The sequence below is a fragment of the Spirosoma validum genome, from assembly GCF_014699035.1.
GTDB classification, from domain to species: domain Bacteria; phylum Bacteroidota; class Bacteroidia; order Cytophagales; family Spirosomataceae; genus Spirosoma; species Spirosoma validum.
The window spans coordinates 855,391-873,474 of sequence record NZ_JACXAA010000001.1 but is presented as its reverse complement, the minus strand read 5'-3'; the positions used below and the strand labels follow the sequence as shown (position 1 = coordinate 873,474).

The window sequence follows — 18,084 nt, the reverse complement described above, 5'->3', positions numbered from 1 at the left end:
TGCCCACTCATCCCCTTTACAGAGCAAGCGGTACTTGACTCTGCATAGATTCACGTAGTGTAGTACTCATTCCTAAAACCTAAAGCCATTAGCCACTCATGGAAAGTCCAGCCGAGTCTCGAAGAAAGTTTATTAAATCTGCTGCAGTTGGTTCGCTGGCTGCGATCAGCATGCCAACGATCATTCCGGCTCATGCCTTTGGGGCTAACGATCGCGTTCGGGTGGCTGTTATTGGCATCAACGGTCGTGGCAAAGACCACATTCAGGGTTTTTCCAAGCAGAAAGATGTAGAGGTCGTTACGTTGTGCGATGTGGATAGCAACGTATTGCAGGCTGGAGCGGCTGATTTTGAGAAGATATACAACCGGAAAGTCCAGACGATGGCCGACCTGCGCCAGGTCTATGACGACAAAAATATTGACGCCGTTAGTATCGCTACACCCAACCACTGGCATGCACTGGCCGCTATATGGGCCTGTCAGGCAGGTAAAGATGTGTACGTCGAAAAACCTGGTGCACATAACCTACACGAAGGCCGTAAACTGGTCGAAGCGGCTACCCGATACAACCGCATTGTGCAGCATGGGGTGCAGTTACGTAGCTCAGCGGCTATTCAGGAAGCAATCAAACATCTGCGCGATGGCCTGATTGGCAACGTATATATGGCACGGGGCCTAGTCTACAAGTGGCGACCTGATATCGGGGATAAAGGTAAATCGCCGGTTCCATCTGAGCTAAACTGGAACATGTGGCAAGGGCCTGCTCAGGAAAAGGAGTTTAGCAAAAACTACGTTCACTACAACTGGCACTGGTTCTGGGACTACGGCAATGGCGACATTGGCAACCAGGGTATTCACGAAACGGACCTCTGTATGTGGGGCCTGGACGTTGGTTTTCCGGAAGAGATCACGTCAGCTGGTGGAAAGTTTCTCTGGAAAGATTGTAAGGAAACCCCCGAAACGCTCACGTCGGTCTATAAATACCCAAAAGAAGGAAAGGTTATTCAGTTCGAGGTACGTCCCTGGATGACCAACAAAGAAGATGGCGTTGAAATTGGTAACCTTTTCTACGGGGATAAAGGCTACATGGTTATCAATGGCTACGACGATTATAAAACTTTTTTAGGGAAGGAGCGAACGCCGGGGCCAGCTCGTAAAGCGGGGGGAGATCACTACGCCAATTTCATTGAAGCCGTCCGTTCCAGGGATAAATCGAAGCAGAATGGTCCTGTTGAAACTGCCCATCTGTCGTCGGGGATTGCTCATCTTGGCAATATCGCGTATCGATTAGGTCGTACGTTGCATTTCGACCCGAAAAATGAAGTGTTCGTGGGAGATAAAGAAGCGAACCAGATGCTCACGCGCAAGTACCGTGCTCCGTTTGTGGTTCCAGAAAAGGTATAAAAGTAAAAATCTATAAGCCGGACCGCCGTCGAACGGCACAGGCCACCTTGCACCGAAGCGGAGCGGTCTTTGAGATCTTATAGGTTTGCCTTGCCTCAATTCTAATATATATGATGAAGCCAATTCTGACTTCCGAACCCGCGACAACAAATCGTTCTGTCATCAGTCTGCTCCTGCAACTTCCGGTACTCGTTGCTGCTTTAGGCTATCTGGTGGATATGTACGACCTGTTCCTGTTCAGCGTCGTGCGTGTGCCTAGCCTAAAAGCCCTGGGCGTTGAGGGGGACCGGTTACTGAGCGAAGGAATTTTGTTGCTGAATTCCCAAATGGCCGGCATGTTGATTGGCGGAATTTTCTGGGGTATACTGGGCGATAAAAAAGGTAGACTTTCGGTTCTGTTTGGCTCGATCTTACTGTATTCGCTGGCAAATATCGCCAATGGTTTCGTTACGTCCCTGGATCAGTACGCATGGCTACGTTTCATCGCTGGAGTCGGTTTGGCGGGCGAATTAGGCGCGGGTATTACGTTAGTGACGGAGATTCTGCCGAAAGAAATTCGCGGTTATGGTACGACGCTCGTGGCAACAATGGGCGTTCTCGGGGCTATTCTGGCTTACTTCATCGCTGATTTGTTCGACTGGCGCATTTCCTATTTTATTGGCGGAGGCATGGGACTTCTGTTGCTCGTTCTGCGCGTGAACGTTCTGGAGTCACGAATTTTTACCAAAACAAAACAGCGGGCGTTGACGCGTGGCAACATAGCCATGCTTGTTTCCAGTAAAACACGATTAGCCAAATACATTCAATGCATACTGGTCGGGTTGCCTATCTGGTTTGTGGTGGGTATTCTCATTACGTTCTCACCAGAATTCGGCAAAGCACTGGGTCTTAGCGCCCCTGTAGTAGCGGGCAAAGCGGTAATGCTGAGTTTTTCGGGACAAGTTTTCGGGGATATAGTCAGCGGTTTTTTGAGTCAGTCACTTCGAAGCCGCAAGCGCGTTATTCGCCTGTTTATGCTTTTCTCGCTGACATGTATGCTCGTTTACCTACTTGCTCCCGTAAGCGATTTAACGCTCTTTTACGTCGTATGTGTTTTTCTTGGTTTTGCCAATGGTTACTGGACCTTGTTTGTAACGATTGCGGCTGAGTTATTTGGCACAAACCTCCGGGCCACCGTTGCTACAACGATACCGAATTTTGTACGGGGTGCTACGATTCCGCTAAGCGCTTTGTTCATTCAGCTAAAACCCTCATTAGGTACAATTTACAGCGCCCTGACGGTAGGTATTCTAACTTTAGTGGTTGCTCTGGTTGCGCTATCTTTTCTGGATGAAACGTTTACAAAAGACCTGGATTACGTTGAAGAATAAAGGATATATAGTGCTTTAAACCAGAACATCCCGAAAACGTAAAGCTTTCGGGATGTTCTGTTATTTATTGCCAATACGTTCGAAGACGGACTACATATCAAATAGAATCCGGGCTGGATCTTCCAGGATCTGTTTTACACGGACCAGGAAGCTTACCGATTCTTTACCGTCAATAATCCGGTGGTCATACGACAGCGCCAGGTACATCATTGGCCGGGCTACGATTTCGCCGTTAAGGACCACTGGTCGCTCAATAATATTATGCATGCCCAGAATAGCTGACTGCGGTGCATTAATGATTGGTGTCGAGAGCATCGAACCGAAGATACCGCCATTGGTAATCGTAAACGTACCACCCGTCATCTGATCAATGGTCAGCTTATTGTCACGAGCGAGGCCAGCTAGTCGAACGATTTCTTTCTCAATACCGGCAAAACTCAATTGTTCGGCATTCCGAATGATCGGAACAACTAAACCGCGATCTGTCGAAACGGCAATCGAAATATCGCAGAAGTCATTGTAAATGATTTGATCCCCGTCGATTTGAGCATTTACCGCCGGAAAATCTTTCAGGGCAATACAAATCGCTTTGGTGAAGAACGACATAAAGCCGAGTCCCACGCCTTGTTTCTCTTTGAACTTGTCTTTGTATTTATTCCGCAAATCCATGATCGGCTTCATATCTACCTCGTTGAAGGTAGTTAGCATAGCCGTTTCATTTTTCACCGCCACTAACCGACGAGCAATAGTCCGACGTAGCGACGACATTTTTTCCCGACGCTGGTTTCGTTCGCCTGTTGCGACAGGTGCAGGTGCTGGGGCAGCGGGTTTAGGGGCTGCCGGTTGCGGAGCAGGCGTACTGGCTGGTGCCGAAGGAGCCGCTTGTTGTGCCGGAGCAGGTGATGCTTTTACCGCATCTTCCTTCGTGATACGTCCACCAACACCGGTTCCCTGAACTTGTTGAGTGTTAACGCCTTTTTCGTCCAGAATTTTAGCCGCTGCTGGTGATGGATAATGCGCGGCATATCCATTCTGACCGTTCGATGCAGGCGCTTCGGTTGCCGGGGCCTCTGCTGCTGGTTGGGGGGTAGGGGCGCTGGCAGGCTGAGAAGCAGCTGGAGCATCCGCACCGACTTCAATCTTAGCGATTAAGGCGCCGATAGGCAACGTCTCGCCAGCCTGAGCGACGATACGTAGTGTTCCGGCAGCTTCAGCGGGTAATTCAAACGTAGCTTTATCGGATTCGAGTTCGCACAGTACCTCGTCAAGTGCAACCTGATCGCCGTCTTTTTTACTCCAAGAGGCAATCGTTACTTCGGTTACGGATTCACCTACGGTTGGTACTTTCATTTCCACGACTTTTGCGGCATCCGATGTCGCGGCAGGAGCCGGTTGCGGAGCGGGAGCTGATTCAGCGGCAGGAGCTGGCTGTGGTGCTTCTGCTTTAGGCGCTTCCGCTTTGGCGGGTTCGGCTGGCGCAGCAGGTGCCGGGGCGCTACCGCCGTCGTCAATTGTGCAAATACTGGCGCCGATGGGCAATACATCACCCTCCTGTGCCAGAATATGCAGGATGCCATCAGCTTCGGCCGTCAATTCGAATGTAGCCTTGTCGGAATCGAGTCCGCAAAGAACCTCGTCCATTTTTACGTGATCACCCTCTCGCTTATACCAGGTGCCAACGGTTACTTCAGTGATCGATTCCCCCACGGGAGGGATTTTCATGTCAACGGCCATATAAGTTAGTGGTTAGTCGATCGTCGTCGGTCGATAGTCATGCGTAAAACACGGATGCTATCGACCGACAACGATCGACTGTTTTTTTATTCAAACGCTCTCCGAACGATATCGGCTTGTTCCTGAGTATGAATTTTTGGGTAACCAGTTGCGGGTGAAGCCGCAGCTTTGCGTGAGATGATCGGATAGTTCAGTCCGATACGTAGCAGATAGGTCCAATATCCCATGTTCTCGGGCTCTTCCTGTACCCAGAATATCTCAGCTTTTTTGTACTTAGACAGAACGCTATCCAATTGCGTTTTGGATAATGGAGCTAATTGCTCGAGCCGAACGATGGCAACATCATCACGCTGATCAGCCTGCTGTTTTTCGAGCAAGTCGTAATATACTTTGCCGGTGCAAAGCAACACGCGTTTCACCTTTTTCGCCTGGGCATAACTATCGTCGATAATTTCCTGGAAAGAGCCTTTGGTCAGATCTTCCAGTGGCGAAACACACTTCGGATGACGAAGCAGTGATTTTGGCGACATGATGACCAGCGGCTTACGGAAAGGCCATGCCAATTGTCGACGCATGACATGAAACAGGTTGGCGGGTGTTGTTATGTTCGCTACCGTCATATTGTACTCAGCATACAATTGCAGATACCGTTCAGGACGGGCATTTGAGTGCTCTGGCCCCTGACCTTCGTAGCCATGTGGCAATAACAACGTAACGCCATTCTGAATACCCCATTTCGATTCGGCAGCAGCAATAAACTGGTCGATGATCAATTGAGCACCGTTCGAGAAATCACCAAATTGTGCTTCCCAGATTACCAGCGCATGCGGATTTGCCATGGCATAGCCATATTCAAAGCCAAGCACGCCATATTCCGACAGAAGTGAGTTATACACCTGAAACTTTTGTTGACCTTCTTTGATAAAGTCAAGCGAAGAATACGTCTGGTTCGTTTCTGCATCATGCAGCACAGCATGACGGTGCGAAAACGTACCGCGTTGTACATCCTGACCACTCAGGCGAACCGGTTTTCCATCCAACAAAAGCGAGCCATAAGACAGTAGTTCAGCTGTACCCCAGTTTACCATCTTAGTATCTGTAAGCATGGTTTGCCGATCTTTCAGCAACTTATCAATTTGCTTCAGTGGCTTAAATCCTTCCGGAATCTTAACCAATGCTTTCCCAATGGTATCCAGAACCTCAGCAGAAACACCCGTCTCCGGTGATTTCTCAAGGTCTTTGGGTTCGCTGAAACGTAACTCGGCCCAGTCAAGATCCAGACGTAATGGTTTGTAGGGAATTTCAGCCTTCTGCTTCACGCGATCGAGCCTATCCTGAAGTTGTTTCTTGAACTCCGTATCCATACGCTGTGCCAGCTCCGCATCGACATCGCCCCGCTCAATGAGCAGATCTTTATAGAGTTCGCGCGGATTAGCGTGCTTATCGATGATGTTGTACATCGTAGGCTGCGTAAACTTCGGTTCGTCAGCCTCGTTGTGACCGTAACGCCGGTAACAAACCATATCGATGAACACGTCCCGATTGAATTTCTCTCGGAATTCCACAGCCAGTTTGGCGCAGAAAATAACCGCTTCGGGGTCGTCACCATTGACGTGGAAAATGGGCGCGTCAATAATTTTGGCTACGTCCGAACAGTAGATCGACGAACGCGCATCATCGAAATCGGTCGTGAAACCAATCTGATTATTAATCACGAAATGAACAGTACCGCCGGTTGTATACCCCGCCAGTTTCGCCATCTGTGTAACTTCGTATACGATTCCCTGACCAGCCACAGCGGCATCGCCGTGGATCAGGATCGGCATTATTTTCTTGAAGTCACCATTATATTCCTCATCGGCCTGCGCTCGCACGAAACCTTCGACTACTGGATTTACAGCTTCCAGGTGCGATGGGTTTGGCGCCAGTTTTACACTGATCTGCTTGCCTGATTTAGTTTCGGTCAAGCTTGAATAGCCAAGGTGGTATTTAACGTCACCATCACCGTGAACCTGATTGGGTACGTTCCCTTCAAATCCATCGAAGATTGACTCATAGGATTTACCGAGAATGTTGGCCAGTACGTTCAAACGCCCCCGGTGCGCCATACCGATCATCACTTCTTCAACGCCCATGTCAGCTGCCTGACTGATAATCGTATCAAGCGCAGGAATCGTTACTTCGCCCCCTTCGAGAGAAAACCGTTTCTGACCTAAGTACTTAGTGGCTAAGAAGTTTTCGAAAACGGTAGCCTCGTTGAGCTTCTCGAGGATACGTTTTTTCTCATCAAGCGTCGGCTCAAAAACCAGCGCTTCTTTTTCAATCTTGTTACGTAGCCAGTTTTTTACATCCAGCTCGCGGATATACATATACTCGAAGCCAATGTCGCCCGAGTAAATCTTCCGCAGTGAATCCATAATCACCCGTAACGTAGCCGGTCCGATGCCCAGCAATTTACCCGATTCAAAGACGGTATCTAAGTCGGCATCTGAAAGTGCATAATCAGGTAAATCAACGCGGGGTTGACGATCCTTACGAGCTCTAAGTGGGTTGGTTTTGGCCAGCAAGTGACCGCGAGAACGGTACGCTTTAATCAAACTAGCGACCGAAACCTCTTTTTCGGCATGGGTTACATCTACCGGTTTAGTCGCTGTAGCGTGACCGTTTCCGTTGGATGCCACCCCATTTGGCGCTTTGCCATTGGGATTGCCCGGTCCGCCGTTGCGGTTGGCATTTTCGCCATAGGTTAGTGAAAATTCAAATCCTTTAAAAAATTGCTGCCAGCTTTCGTCAACTGATTGTGGGTCTTGCTTGTAAGACTGATAAAGTTGATCTACGTAAGCCGCGTCGGAATTAGCGATATATGAATACTGGTCCATGACGGGGGCGCGTCGTTGTTTTGACCCGCAAAGGTAGCGTTTAGCCCAGATAGTTTACTGCAAATGTTTCTGTTTTTTCTCTTCTTTTTCGGCTGGTAACGACGCGCTTAACTTTACAACAGCATAAGCCTGAGTTTAGTTGATAAAATTTGTACACACTACGTTGACTCACTACTACCAAATACTCTGTAACGTATCAGTACAAATTTTTCAAAAGAAATAACTATTTAGGTAATGACATCACTTAAATAGTTTCCCTGTCTGAGTGTTGGATTTTAGTGTTCAGGTACATACATAAATAGCCTCTATTATGGCTGTTAGCGCATAGTTCAGCTTGTAGACCAAATGAATTCAGACGTATATTCCTCTTCACTCTATCGTCTTCTGCGTTGTCGGTGCTTATATTTGACGATAAATCGTGTCGCGAAACTTGCTTATGACCGTTGATGCAGAACCTACGTATCAATCGCCTTCCCAACCGCAACGATGGCATCGGGCGTTGGGCATCCGTCCGGAGGAGGGCAAAACGGTACGTCTGTTTTTTATCCATAATTTTTTGCTGGGCATTGGGACTATCCTCATCTATGTAGCTTCCAATGCGATTCTTCTTGAAAATAATCCTGAAACGAGCTTACCCATTGCCTACATCATTTCAGCCCTAGCGATGATCGCAATAGGACGTATTTACGCCTATTTCGAACATCACCTGGCATTGCGCAGCCTCGCTGTGCGCGTGTTGCTGTCGGCTGTAGCGATGACGGTTGTCATTGGCGTGCTGGTTGTTGTTGGCCATTCAGTGGCGGCTGCCGTGGCTATCATGACTGGTTATCGGCTTATTTATTTGCTTACTAATCTGGAATTCTGGGGCGTTTCGGCAGTCGTATTCGATACGCGGCAAAGCAAACGGCTGTTCGGTGTGATTAGCTCGGGAGATATGCCCGCCAAAGCCATAGGCGCCATTCTGGCAGCGTTAGTTCATGCCCATGCCGACGTAGTACGCTTGCTATTAGTTGCTTTTGGTGCGTTTCTGGCGGCTCTATACGTATTACGATTGACTATTGACTCGCATGATGTACACGCTCCACATCGCTCCGATCGACCTGCGCGCCGGGAGCCATCGCGGCTCATTGGGACTCGCTTTGGCGGTAGCGAGTTGATCTTTTATATGTGTCTGAGTTTGGCGTTAATAGCGGCCGTAGCGACCGAAATCGAATTTAATTTCTTTATTAATGTCAAACACCGATTTCACGATCAGACCGATGTTATCCGGTATGTCAGCTACGTACTGGCGTTGACCTATGGCATTGCTATGCTGGTCAAATTGCTCCTGTCGCGTCAGGTGCTCGACCGGTTTGGGGTTCAGCGATCACTATTGGTCCTGCCCTGGGTCGCTTTGATCGGTGTGGTCGGTCTGGTCGCGTTACGGTACTGGGCGGCCGATGAGACCATGCTACTCGTCTATTTCTGTGGTTTGTACCTGATTTTTGAAGTCGTGCGCCGGGCCTTATTTGATCCCGTCTTTTTGGTTTTATTTCAACCGCTGTTACCTCCTCAACGTCTTAAAGGGCATACCCTGGCAAAAGGACTTTATGAGCCGATTGGATTAGGTCTTGCCGGATTCCTGATTTTTGTGTTGCACACTACGTTCGAATCGGGTGGTGCGCTGGTTTGGATTACCCTGTTGGCTGGTGCAGTGTGGCTGTTGCGGTATACTTACCAGCGTTATCTGCTCGAACTGAATGATGCAATTGGCCGTCGGTTCCTAGAAAGCGATCAGTTAGCAATGCCAAAAGCCGCTCAGATAAGCGCTATTAGTCAACTGAATAGTAATCGGTCCGACGATGTCATAACAGCCATCAGCTGGCTTGACACTCACGATTCAGCTGAATTAGGAAAGCATCTGCCCGGGCTGCTGGCTCATGTTAATGCCAGTGTGCGCCGTCGGGCTTTAGCCGCTGCTGCTCATCAAAAACAGTCGCTACCCGTTCGTCAATTAATGCACATTGCCCTGACCGACGATGAACCTCTGCTACGTCAGCAGGCGGCTTATTTGCTGGGCCGACGAATTAATGCGGAAGCAAGTGAGCTGGCTCCGCTGATTCACCACACCGATCTAAACATCAGGCAGGGAGCTATAAAAGGTGTGTTGGAACTGAATTCGAATGATGCAACCGCTCAGTCGGTGCTGACTCAGCTAATTAATGATCCAAAGCCGTTGTATCAGCAGATAGCCTTGACCTTAATTGCTGATCTGCGACTGAATGCGTTTGCTACGTCGGTAAGTCGACAACTGGAAAGTGCACATCCTGACGTTGTGAAAGCCGCTATTAAGGCGGCTGGCCAATTGTCGGATGCGGGCCTGATGCAGTATTTGCTGGATAAACTAACTGATAAAACAATTGGTCGCGCCGTTACGCAGGCGCTCAAATCGCGCGGAGCCGAAGCCATTCCCGCGTTACAGCGTGTATTGCAGAAAGAAAATGATCGATTAGCGACAGAGCGGATAGCGGCTATTTGTGGGGCTATTCATATTCCCGCAAGTCGTCAGCTTCTGAACGAACTCGCGCAGCAATCGGATCTGGTGGTACGTAGCGCTGCGCTACGAGCATTACGTCATTTCCCGAATGAGCCCGCTGACGATGCGATCTTCCGTGTGCTCATGCACAAAGAAGTACAACTGGCTCAGCGAATTTTACATGGAAGTCTCGCCGAACCTGGCCTGACCGAAACGCTTGATTACGAATTGGCCGTATTGGCACAGCGGTTATTCGATGTACTCGCGCAGTTGTATGATACAGATACAATTGCCGGGGCGCGGATGGGCGTTGGGCATCCGGCCCGGGAGCGTCGGGCGAACGCGTTAGAAATGCTTGATAACCTGATTCCGAGAGCTACGTACCAGACGTTACAGGTATTAGTCGAAGATTTACCTCGCTCCGAAAAAATTCGGATTCTGGATGTTGAACTCGAACCGTTTCAGGAAACTGAACCCATAAAGGCGTTTATTTTGCGGATGGGTGAGACTGTTTTTTCAGCCTGGACGGTTAGCGAAGTTCTGCGAAGTTTGCCCGATGCCGATGCCGCAATAGCCCGTCAGTCATTACAGTCTCGTTTTGCTGTCCTATCTCCTTTACTTATGAGTCATTCCACCCACGCTACCGACCAGATTCCAGCTTACGACCGCGTTTTGTTGCTTGCTCAGACTAGTCTGTTTTCTCAAACGCCCGAAAACGTACTGGCCAGCATTACGCCCATTATGAAAGAAGAAGAGCATCAGGCAGGCGAGCCAATTTTTCATAAAGGTGATCTCGGTACAGGGATGTACGTGATCTACACGGGCGAAGTGGCTATTCTGGATGGCGCAATTGAATTAGCTCGTTTTAGTCGGGGTGATTTCTTTGGGGAGCTGGCGCTGCTGGATACTGAAGCTCGCTCCGCCACGGCTGAAGCGATTACAGATGTTCGATTGTTACGTATCGATCAGGATGATTTCTATGATTTGATGGAAGAACGGGGCGAAGTACTACGTAGCATCGTCAAGAGTTTATCGGGCCGCATTCGTCGGCAGAACGAACTGATTGCTTCTCAGTCGGTCAACGCTAAAAAACAACCGGTATGAACTGGTCAGATGGAAGCTCCTACATAGCAATTGGCATTGCCATTGCGGTCATCAATTACATCCGCAAATTTCTGGACACGCCCAAACAGCTGCCAGCCTGGGATGTATACCTGAGTAAAGTCTGGGTTTTAGGGCTTGTCCTGATGACGATTGGGGAAGTGCTTCCAAAACCATGGCTAACCTGGTTCTGGCTGATTATTTTTGGTGCCGTTGCCTATACGGTTCGTCAACTGTATCATATTCGCCCGGCCCGAACGCTGTTGCTAGCGATAGCGCCCTATACTATCCTGGTTGTCATACGCGATGTGCTGAGATTTATATCGCCTGATTTTTATAAAAGCACGAAGGTCTATTTTGAAGCAGGATCGACCTTCTCGTTTTTCTGGCTTATTACGTTTATGTTGATTGCCAATAATCAGAAAAAAGCGTTTGCCAAAGTACAGCAGGAGCGTGAAGAGGAAGCCGAACAGCGCCGTATTATCGAAGGAAAAAAGAACGAGCTCGAATACTTAGTTGCTGAACGAACAGCTGAGATCACTCGTCAGAAAGAAGAATTAGAACAGACACTTACCGAACTGAAAGCGACGCAGAATCAATTGATTCACAGCGAAAAGATGGCTTCGCTGGGAGAGCTGACGGCAGGCATTGCACATGAGATTCAAAACCCGCTGAATTTTGTCAATAACTTTTCCGAAGTCAGTATTGAGTTGATTGACGAACTAAGCGAGGAACAAACCAAAGCCGACCGCGATACCGAACTGGAAGCCGAATTGCTGACTGATCTGAAGCAGAATCTTCAGAAAATTAGCCATCATGGTGGTCGGGCTGCTTCCATTGTTAAAGGTATGCTGCAACATTCGCGCAGCAATACTGGCCAGCGCGAACCTACGGACATTAACGCTCTCTGTGATGAATACCTACGGTTGGCTTATCACGGTTTGCGGGCCAAAGACAAAACGTTCAACGCTACGTTCCAGACGGATTTCGATACGTCTCTGGGGAAAATCAGCGTTGTACCGCAGGAACTGGGACGGGTGTTGCTCAATTTGTTTACAAACGCGTTTTATGCCGTTCAGCAGCGTCAGAAACAGGGTGTATCGGGCTATCAGCCAACGGTATCAGCGAGTACGCGCTGTATTGATAGTCAAGTGGTCATTACCGTTGCTGATAACGGAACGGGTATTCCCGAGGCAGTAAAACAAAAGATATTTCAGCCGTTTTTTACCACTAAACCAACCGGTGAAGGAACCGGACTTGGCTTGTCCATGGCGTATGATATTGTTACGAAAGGGCATAATGGCACACTGGCTGTAGAGAGTAAAGAGGGCGAAGGAACGAAGTTTATTCTTACGATTCCTGCTTAATTATACCAATTGTAATCTTAATCAGAGCCCGACCTAATGCTAAAAATATTAGTCGTTGACGACGAACCCGATGTGAAAGATCTGTTCCTGCAGCGTTTTCGTCGCGAAATTCGTAACGCAGAATTTCTGTTAGATTTTGCAAAATCCGGCGAAGAAGCGCTTTCATATCTGTCGGACCATTCATCGGAGGTCGTTCTGATATTATCCGATATTAACATGCCCGGAATGAGTGGGTTCGAGTTATTACGTCATATTCGGGAGGATTTCAACATACCTCCTTCTCCGGTTGTGATGATGATTACTGCCTATGGCGATCCTGGCTCCCAGGAACAGGCACTTCAATTAGGGGCTAATGATTTTCTGACAAAACCCCTCGATTTTGCGTTTTTGAAACAAAAACTTCATGATTTGGCATGAACGCTAAAATACTGGTGGTTGACGACGAAACGGACCTTGAACTGCTCATCAAGCAGAAATTTCGACGTCAAATTCGAGAGAAACAATACGAATTCCTGTTTGCCCACGACGGTACAGAAGCTCTACAGGTACTGGACCAGGAGCCTGATGTCGATATGGTACTTACCGACATCAACATGCCTGGTATGGACGGCTTAACCTTACTGGTCAAACTGCACGAAACAAATCCAATGCTTAAAGCTGTCATCGTGTCGGCCTATGGTGATATGGATAATATTCGTACAGCGATGAACCGGGGCGCGTTCGACTTCGTGACGAAACCTGTCAATTTCGAGGATTTGGAATTGACAATGCAGAAAACGATGGACTATATCGGTCAGCTTCGGAAAACGGTACAGGCCATCAAAGAAAATAATATCCTCAAAATGTACGTCGATGAGTCGGTATTGACGTTTATGAGCCGATCTGAATTTGAAACGGCTCTCTCTTCCAGCGAAATTGTTGAGGCTTCCGTACTCTTCATCGATATATGTGGTTTCACGGCTCTCTCGGAACGGGAATCAGCTGATACAATTGTTCGGCTGATCAATCGGTATTTCGACCTGATGGTCAAAGAGATTATTGCTCAGGGCGGGCACGTGGATAAGTTTATGGGGGATGCCATTATGGCCGTTTTCCGGGGGGAATATCACCTTGATCGGGCGATTGAAGCTGCCCTGGCTGTTCGCGCTCAGATAGACGGCCTGGAAGATAATCTGCCGAATCATCCGACTTATCACCCGAAAGTGGCAATCGGGATCAACATGGGCGAAATGGTATCGGGTAATATTGGTTCGACTACGCTCCGTCGGTTAGATTACACGGTTATTGGCGACGCCGTTAACGTAGCGCAACGGTTGCAATCCGTGGCGCAGGCCGGTCAAATCGTCATTGTTGAATCGGCGCAGCAACAAATTGCCGAATCCTTCACCTGCGAGCGTATCGGCGAGGTGAGCTTAAAAAATAAAGCCGAACCTGTAGTGATTTATAACGTAGTAGGGTAGTAGCGCGGACCGGCGATCCACACTACTCTTCTGCCAGCGTTCTTGAGATGTTCATTCGGTAAACACCCAATGCAGGCAACGCGGCAGCTAGCAGGCCAATCAGGATAGCGACACCTAACAGTACCCACTCTTCGGGCAGAATACCAAAGGCCGCCAGGTTGTAGTGATATTCTGATGAAACACTGCTCGAAAATAGCCACAGACCTATCCGACTTAGTAGAATGCCCAGTATAAAGCCAATCAGGGCCAACACTAAACCTTCGAGCAGAAGCATGCCAAACAGTTGCGCCCGCGTCGCTCCCATGGAAAGCATCAGCGCCATTTCATACCGTCGTTCTTTCAGAGAATTGTAAAGCGATACGAACACGCTGACCCCCGAAATAAGCATGATAACGATAGCCAGACCACGTAGCGTTTCAACCCCTACACCCAACAACGAAAACAACCGGTTTACTTCAATATTCGGCAGAGCTGCCTGAAGTTTGGAATTACTGTTGATCCCGCGGGCCAGCATCATACCCAGTGGATTCCGGAACTTGATGAGCATACTGGTTATCTCACGCGGAGCTTCTTCATGTTCCTCTTCGTGGGCCTCACCTTCTGCGTGTTCCTCATGCCTTTCTTCATGGGCTTCACCTTCGGCATGCTCGCCATGCTCGTGAATAGCCCATACGCTCGAAATAGGAGTAAGAATAAGCTGATCCGTTACGGTATTGGTTGGATTCAAAATGCCAACAACTTTATATTTCGAATCGGCGTGTTCTTCGCCGGCTTCATCCAACCCGTGTGAACTGGCAAACGTATCGCCGATTTTTAAGCCTGTAACCTCGGCAACCCGAGGGCCAATAACCGTTTCCAGATTCTGCTGAAAGAGTTTCCCTTGGGCAACGGTTGCGCCAAAGTGGTCAAGGTATTTCTGGTTAGTACCAACAATCCGAAACGACCGATAATTATCACCCATGGCCAATGGAATGGCCGTTTTGATCATTGGATTACGGGTCAATCGTTCAGCCTCCTCGAGCGGAATATTTCCAGTGGGCGAATCAATCTGGTAAATGCTGGATAAAATCAGTTGAAGTGGACTGCCTTTGGCGCCCAGCACCATATCGATGCCTTTAATGTTTTTGCGAAACTGGTCATCCAACTGCTTATTGAGCAATAGCAATAACGAAATGATTGTGATGCCAAAAGTCATCAGCAACCCGCTCAAAAAACTGCTTAGCGGTTTATCGCGCAGATTACTCCAACTAATTCGGAAAAGATTCATAGCCGCAGGTTGATAGCCGTCTTATCAGGGAAAGCAGATGCAAATTACTGAATTGAAAGGCTATTGCAAATCCAGTTTGAAGTGGTGACTGACAATATTAAATCGTTTATTCAGATAGAGCCGGTGAGCATCGTAACGAGCTGGATTCTGACCCGAATCCAAAGAAACGCATTGACAACCCGCCTGCTGCGCCTGTTCAACAACAAAGTCAAGTAGTTTGCTGGCGTATCCTTTCCCACGGGCTTCGGGCAAGGTGGATAGATCGTCGATGTAGATGGTTTTGCCGCTGTATAAAAAATTCAGGAAGCGGTAGCCGACAACAGCATAAACAGGTTCTGACGAATCGTCTTCTTCTACAAACGCAAGTATAAAACCGTCATTATCCTGCTGAAAACGAATTCGTTCAAATGCCGACTCAGGTGTTAGGTGAGAACGTAGCGCTAACATGGCAGGTAAACACCGTTTGATATCGTCGTCAGACGTAGCGATTTTAATGGTCATAATTGTTCGCGAATGGTTTGTAGTAATTCATCGCCCCCACGTTCCAGGATAGCTTCTGCCAGTGCATGGCCTAAGGCGGGTGATTCATTGGATACTCCAGTAAATGTCTCCCGGAGTAATTGACTACCGTCTAAGCTAACCAGACCACCTGTCAGGCTAATGGTTTGGTCATCGGTCCATTGGGCTAGTGCAAACGATGGAATGCTGCATCCACCTTCCAATCGCGCCAGAAAAGCTCGTTCTGCTCGTAAACAAGCGGCCGTTGGCTCGTGATTGATCAAGCGCGTAAGGATTTCACTAACCTCTTTATCCAACGAGAACGTAGCGACTTCAATCGCAACGCTCCCCTGGCCAACCGCTGGTGTGAATTCATGAATGGGCAAATGCTCGACAATCAAATCATCGTACCCCATTCGGTGGACACCAGCATAGGCTAACAAAAGTGCGTCACACTGACCCTCATCGAGCTTACGAATACGCGTTTGCAGGTTTCCACGCATATCGACCGTAGTCAAGTGTGGACAGAAATGTTTAAGCATAGCCACCCGACGCGTGGAGGACGTACCGATTCGAAACGACTGACCACTACTCAGCGATAAGGTTTTATCCCGGCTAACCAGTACGTCGTTCGGTCGTTCGCGCTCGGTGAAGGCAATAATACTCAGGTCGGAAGGTAAGTTCGACGGAAGATCTTTAGCGCTATGGACGGCTATGTCGATGCTGCCGTCGCGTAGCTGGTCTTCTAACTCCTGCGTAAAGATACCTTTGCTGCCAATTTTCGATAATGATCGATCAAGTACCAAATCACCTTTCGTTTCAATAAAGACCAGTTCAGAAGTGACCCCGTCCTGACGTAACAACGTTTGTATGTATTCCGCTTGCCAGACTGCTAACCGGCTGCTTCGCGTTCCAATTCGAATATGCATGATCTAACAAAGATACAGTATGAAGATCAGCTTTATAAAATGACTCACTGTGGTAAAATGTAGAAAGTAGGCCACACCTAGCCCATAAATCGCAACACTGTTAGGCTATACACGTAAGATAGATAATGCGTTGAATACTATCCAAATACGTCTCAGTAGTGCCAAAACGGCATTATTTAACTAAACGCGGACGAATATATGCTGACAGCTTGGCGTAAAATAGAGGATTAAACGCTTAGGCACGAGGTTTGTCTATAGTATAGTACTTGAACAGTAAACAACACCATTATGAAAGCGATAGAAAATGTGTTTCAGGGAACAGGCGGTCAGATTGATTTGCTGAATACGCTCTATGGTGGATCAGCTCAAACCACGATAAACGTTGAGCGTGAAGATGAACGCTTGGTTATTACCCTAGCTGCTCCCGGCGTTAAAGCAAATTCATTTAACGTTTTGGTTGAGGGTAGCAAGCTCGTTCTCTATACGTTATTGGTCAGCACATCTACACAAAAAGACGAAAACAGTAGTCAACGTTTAGCCGTACCAATGTTTTTGCGTGTGCTGGATATTCCATCTTTTGTTGATGTTGATCAGATTGAAGCCGTTCACGAACATGGGCAGGTACGCGTAATGCTACCCTTCAAAGATGAAGAGCAGTTGCATCGTCGGATCGATATCAAAAACCTCTTTGAATAGATTTGCCTGTATTTTCTTCCGGGGCCGCTATTGGTCCTGTATTCTATAGATGAGTCTGAGCCGCTTTTACGAAAGCGGCTTTAATTTTTTATATGCTATAAGAATAACAAAGGTACAATAGCAGTCCGGCGGGTAGTTAATAAAGTTCGTTAGTATAGTTGAGAGGTGTACAATAACCAGATTAAAAGAGCTCCAAAAAACAGGTACAGTGTACCTGCCAGAGCACATTTGACCCGGCAATACGTTCCTAATGGCGTTGTAACCGCTTCTTTAAAAAACGTAGTTGCCATGATTAATTGACAGAGTACAGAAAAGATAAGTACAGTAATGAGATTCATATGGACAAACAGTTACGGCTAGATTGCTCATGTTAAGTGAATCTTTACAATGGGGTTGATAGTAATTAGCTGTGGATTATTGGCGAAGCCATTGTGAGTAAATACCCTACTACCATTGACAGAGTAGAAATGACTAGTAATTATACGTAATTTCTGGGGAAATAGGTTAAACGATCACAAAAAAAATATTCGTAATATTTCTCTATCGACTGGTTCGATTTTTTACAATGGAAGCCTAATTGATCCATTAATAGATCAATTAGGCTTCCATTGTAGCCCGGCCAGGACTATAACTTGCTTAATTCGCGGATTATGTAAACAATTTGGATTAGTGACCTAGAACAGACCCGGCAAACAGTTAGGGGCTTTTCTAGGTGAAGTTAGCAAACAGAATCGGTATCTAGATTGAGTAGCAAAATTCATTTTCAGTCTTCATTTGACTAAGTTAAATACTTTAGTGCTGAGATCATTATGTTCCTAATCCTCCACACGATGCCCGTACACCTACTATCAGCCCGCTTTTTACT

12 protein-coding genes are annotated in these 18,084 nt (G+C 47.7%); 7 read left to right on the top strand and 5 right to left on the bottom strand.

The genetic code is table 11. The features are described from left to right. Nucleotides 1-98: 98 nt before the first annotated feature. Nucleotides 99-1,403, top strand: coding sequence for a Gfo/Idh/MocA family protein (locus IC230_RS03490; RefSeq protein ID WP_191037563.1), 1,305 nt, complete (start codon nucleotides 99-101; stop codon nucleotides 1,401-1,403). Nucleotides 1,404-1,516: 113 nt separating this feature from the next. Next, nucleotides 1,517-2,773, top strand: coding sequence for an MFS transporter (locus IC230_RS03485; RefSeq protein ID WP_191037856.1), 1,257 nt, complete (start codon nucleotides 1,517-1,519; stop codon nucleotides 2,771-2,773). A gap of 90 nt (nucleotides 2,774-2,863) precedes the next feature. Here IC230_RS03485 and odhB read toward each other — a convergent pair whose 3' ends face one another. Both odhB and IC230_RS03475 read right to left on the bottom strand, forming a co-directional pair. Beyond that, complete coding sequence (gene odhB / locus IC230_RS03480) at nucleotides 2,864-4,507, bottom strand: 2-oxoglutarate dehydrogenase complex dihydrolipoyllysine-residue succinyltransferase (RefSeq protein ID WP_191037562.1); 1,644 nt, start codon at nucleotides 4,505-4,507, stop codon at nucleotides 2,864-2,866. Nucleotides 4,508-4,593: 86 nt separating this feature from the next. Further along, a complete protein-coding gene (locus IC230_RS03475) occupies nucleotides 4,594-7,386 on the bottom strand; it encodes a 2-oxoglutarate dehydrogenase E1 component (protein ID WP_191037561.1) in 2,793 nt (930 codons plus the stop codon). Nucleotides 7,387-7,822: 436 nt separating this feature from the next. Here IC230_RS03475 and IC230_RS03470 point away from each other — a divergent pair, with 436 nt between their 5' ends. The 4 genes from IC230_RS03470 to IC230_RS03455 are packed head-to-tail and all read left to right on the top strand — an operon-like array spanning nucleotide 7,823 to nucleotide 13,829. Further along, nucleotides 7,823-11,005 (top strand): cyclic nucleotide-binding domain-containing protein, encoded by a 3,183-nt coding sequence (locus IC230_RS03470; protein ID WP_191037560.1) that lies wholly within the window; start codon nucleotides 7,823-7,825, stop codon nucleotides 11,003-11,005. After that, nucleotides 11,002-12,369 (top strand): sensor histidine kinase, encoded by a 1,368-nt coding sequence (locus tag IC230_RS03465; RefSeq protein WP_191037559.1) that lies wholly within the window; start codon nucleotides 11,002-11,004, stop codon nucleotides 12,367-12,369. Before IC230_RS03470 ends, IC230_RS03465 begins: the two co-directional genes overlap by 4 nt. Before the next feature lie 36 nt (nucleotides 12,370-12,405). Continuing rightward, nucleotides 12,406-12,786: a response regulator gene (locus IC230_RS03460; protein WP_191037558.1), complete on the top strand. Its 381-nt coding sequence runs from the start codon at nucleotides 12,406-12,408 to the stop codon at nucleotides 12,784-12,786. Beyond that, nucleotides 12,783-13,829, top strand: a complete 1,047-nt coding sequence (locus IC230_RS03455) for a response regulator (RefSeq protein WP_191037557.1) — start codon at nucleotides 12,783-12,785, stop codon at nucleotides 13,827-13,829. Before IC230_RS03460 ends, IC230_RS03455 begins: the two co-directional genes overlap by 4 nt. A 22-nt stretch (nucleotides 13,830-13,851) precedes the next feature. On the opposite strand, the gene IC230_RS03450 is transcribed toward IC230_RS03455, so the two are convergent. The 3 genes from IC230_RS03450 to hemC are packed head-to-tail and all read right to left on the bottom strand — an operon-like array spanning nucleotide 13,852 to nucleotide 16,523. Further along, complete coding sequence (locus IC230_RS03450) at nucleotides 13,852-15,096, bottom strand: ABC transporter permease (protein ID WP_191037556.1); 1,245 nt, start codon at nucleotides 15,094-15,096, stop codon at nucleotides 13,852-13,854. A gap of 60 nt (nucleotides 15,097-15,156) precedes the next feature. Further along, entirely contained in the window at nucleotides 15,157-15,597 is a 441-nt protein-coding gene (locus IC230_RS03445; RefSeq protein ID WP_191037555.1) for a GNAT family N-acetyltransferase, read from the bottom strand. Beyond that, nucleotides 15,594-16,523, bottom strand: coding sequence for a hydroxymethylbilane synthase (gene hemC / locus IC230_RS03440; protein ID WP_191037554.1), 930 nt, complete (start codon nucleotides 16,521-16,523; stop codon nucleotides 15,594-15,596). Before hemC ends, IC230_RS03445 begins: the two co-directional genes overlap by 4 nt. A gap of 288 nt (nucleotides 16,524-16,811) precedes the next feature. On the opposite strand from hemC, the gene IC230_RS03435 reads away from it, so the two are divergent. Then, a complete protein-coding gene (locus tag IC230_RS03435; protein WP_191037553.1) occupies nucleotides 16,812-17,219 on the top strand; it encodes an Hsp20/alpha crystallin family protein in 408 nt (135 codons plus the stop codon). The last annotated feature ends 865 nt before the right edge of the window (nucleotides 17,220-18,084 follow it).

What these genes read in the sequence shown, in the direction of transcription:
- IC230_RS03490 (WP_191037563.1), top strand. Translation starts at nt 99, where the DNA reads ATGGAAAGTCCAGCCGAGTCTCGAAGAAAGTTTATTAAATCTGCTGCA.
- IC230_RS03485 (WP_191037856.1), top strand. Translation starts at nt 1,517, where the DNA reads ATGAAGCCAATTCTGACTTCCGAACCCGCGACAACAAATCGTTCTGTC.
- odhB (WP_191037562.1), bottom strand. Translation starts at nt 4,507, where the DNA reads ATGGCCGTTGACATGAAAATCCCTCCCGTGGGGGAATCGATCACTGAA.
- IC230_RS03475 (WP_191037561.1), bottom strand. Translation starts at nt 7,386, where the DNA reads ATGGACCAGTATTCATATATCGCTAATTCCGACGCGGCTTACGTAGAT.
- IC230_RS03470 (WP_191037560.1), top strand. Translation starts at nt 7,823, where the DNA reads ATGACCGTTGATGCAGAACCTACGTATCAATCGCCTTCCCAACCGCAA.
- IC230_RS03465 (WP_191037559.1), top strand. Translation starts at nt 11,002, where the DNA reads ATGAACTGGTCAGATGGAAGCTCCTACATAGCAATTGGCATTGCCATT.
- IC230_RS03460 (WP_191037558.1), top strand. Translation starts at nt 12,406, where the DNA reads ATGCTAAAAATATTAGTCGTTGACGACGAACCCGATGTGAAAGATCTG.
- IC230_RS03455 (WP_191037557.1), top strand. Translation starts at nt 12,783, where the DNA reads ATGAACGCTAAAATACTGGTGGTTGACGACGAAACGGACCTTGAACTG.
- IC230_RS03450 (WP_191037556.1), bottom strand. Translation starts at nt 15,096, where the DNA reads ATGAATCTTTTCCGAATTAGTTGGAGTAATCTGCGCGATAAACCGCTA.
- IC230_RS03445 (WP_191037555.1), bottom strand. Translation starts at nt 15,597, where the DNA reads ATGACCATTAAAATCGCTACGTCTGACGACGATATCAAACGGTGTTTA.
- hemC (WP_191037554.1), bottom strand. Translation starts at nt 16,523, where the DNA reads ATGCATATTCGAATTGGAACGCGAAGCAGCCGGTTAGCAGTCTGGCAA.
- IC230_RS03435 (WP_191037553.1), top strand. Translation starts at nt 16,812, where the DNA reads ATGAAAGCGATAGAAAATGTGTTTCAGGGAACAGGCGGTCAGATTGAT.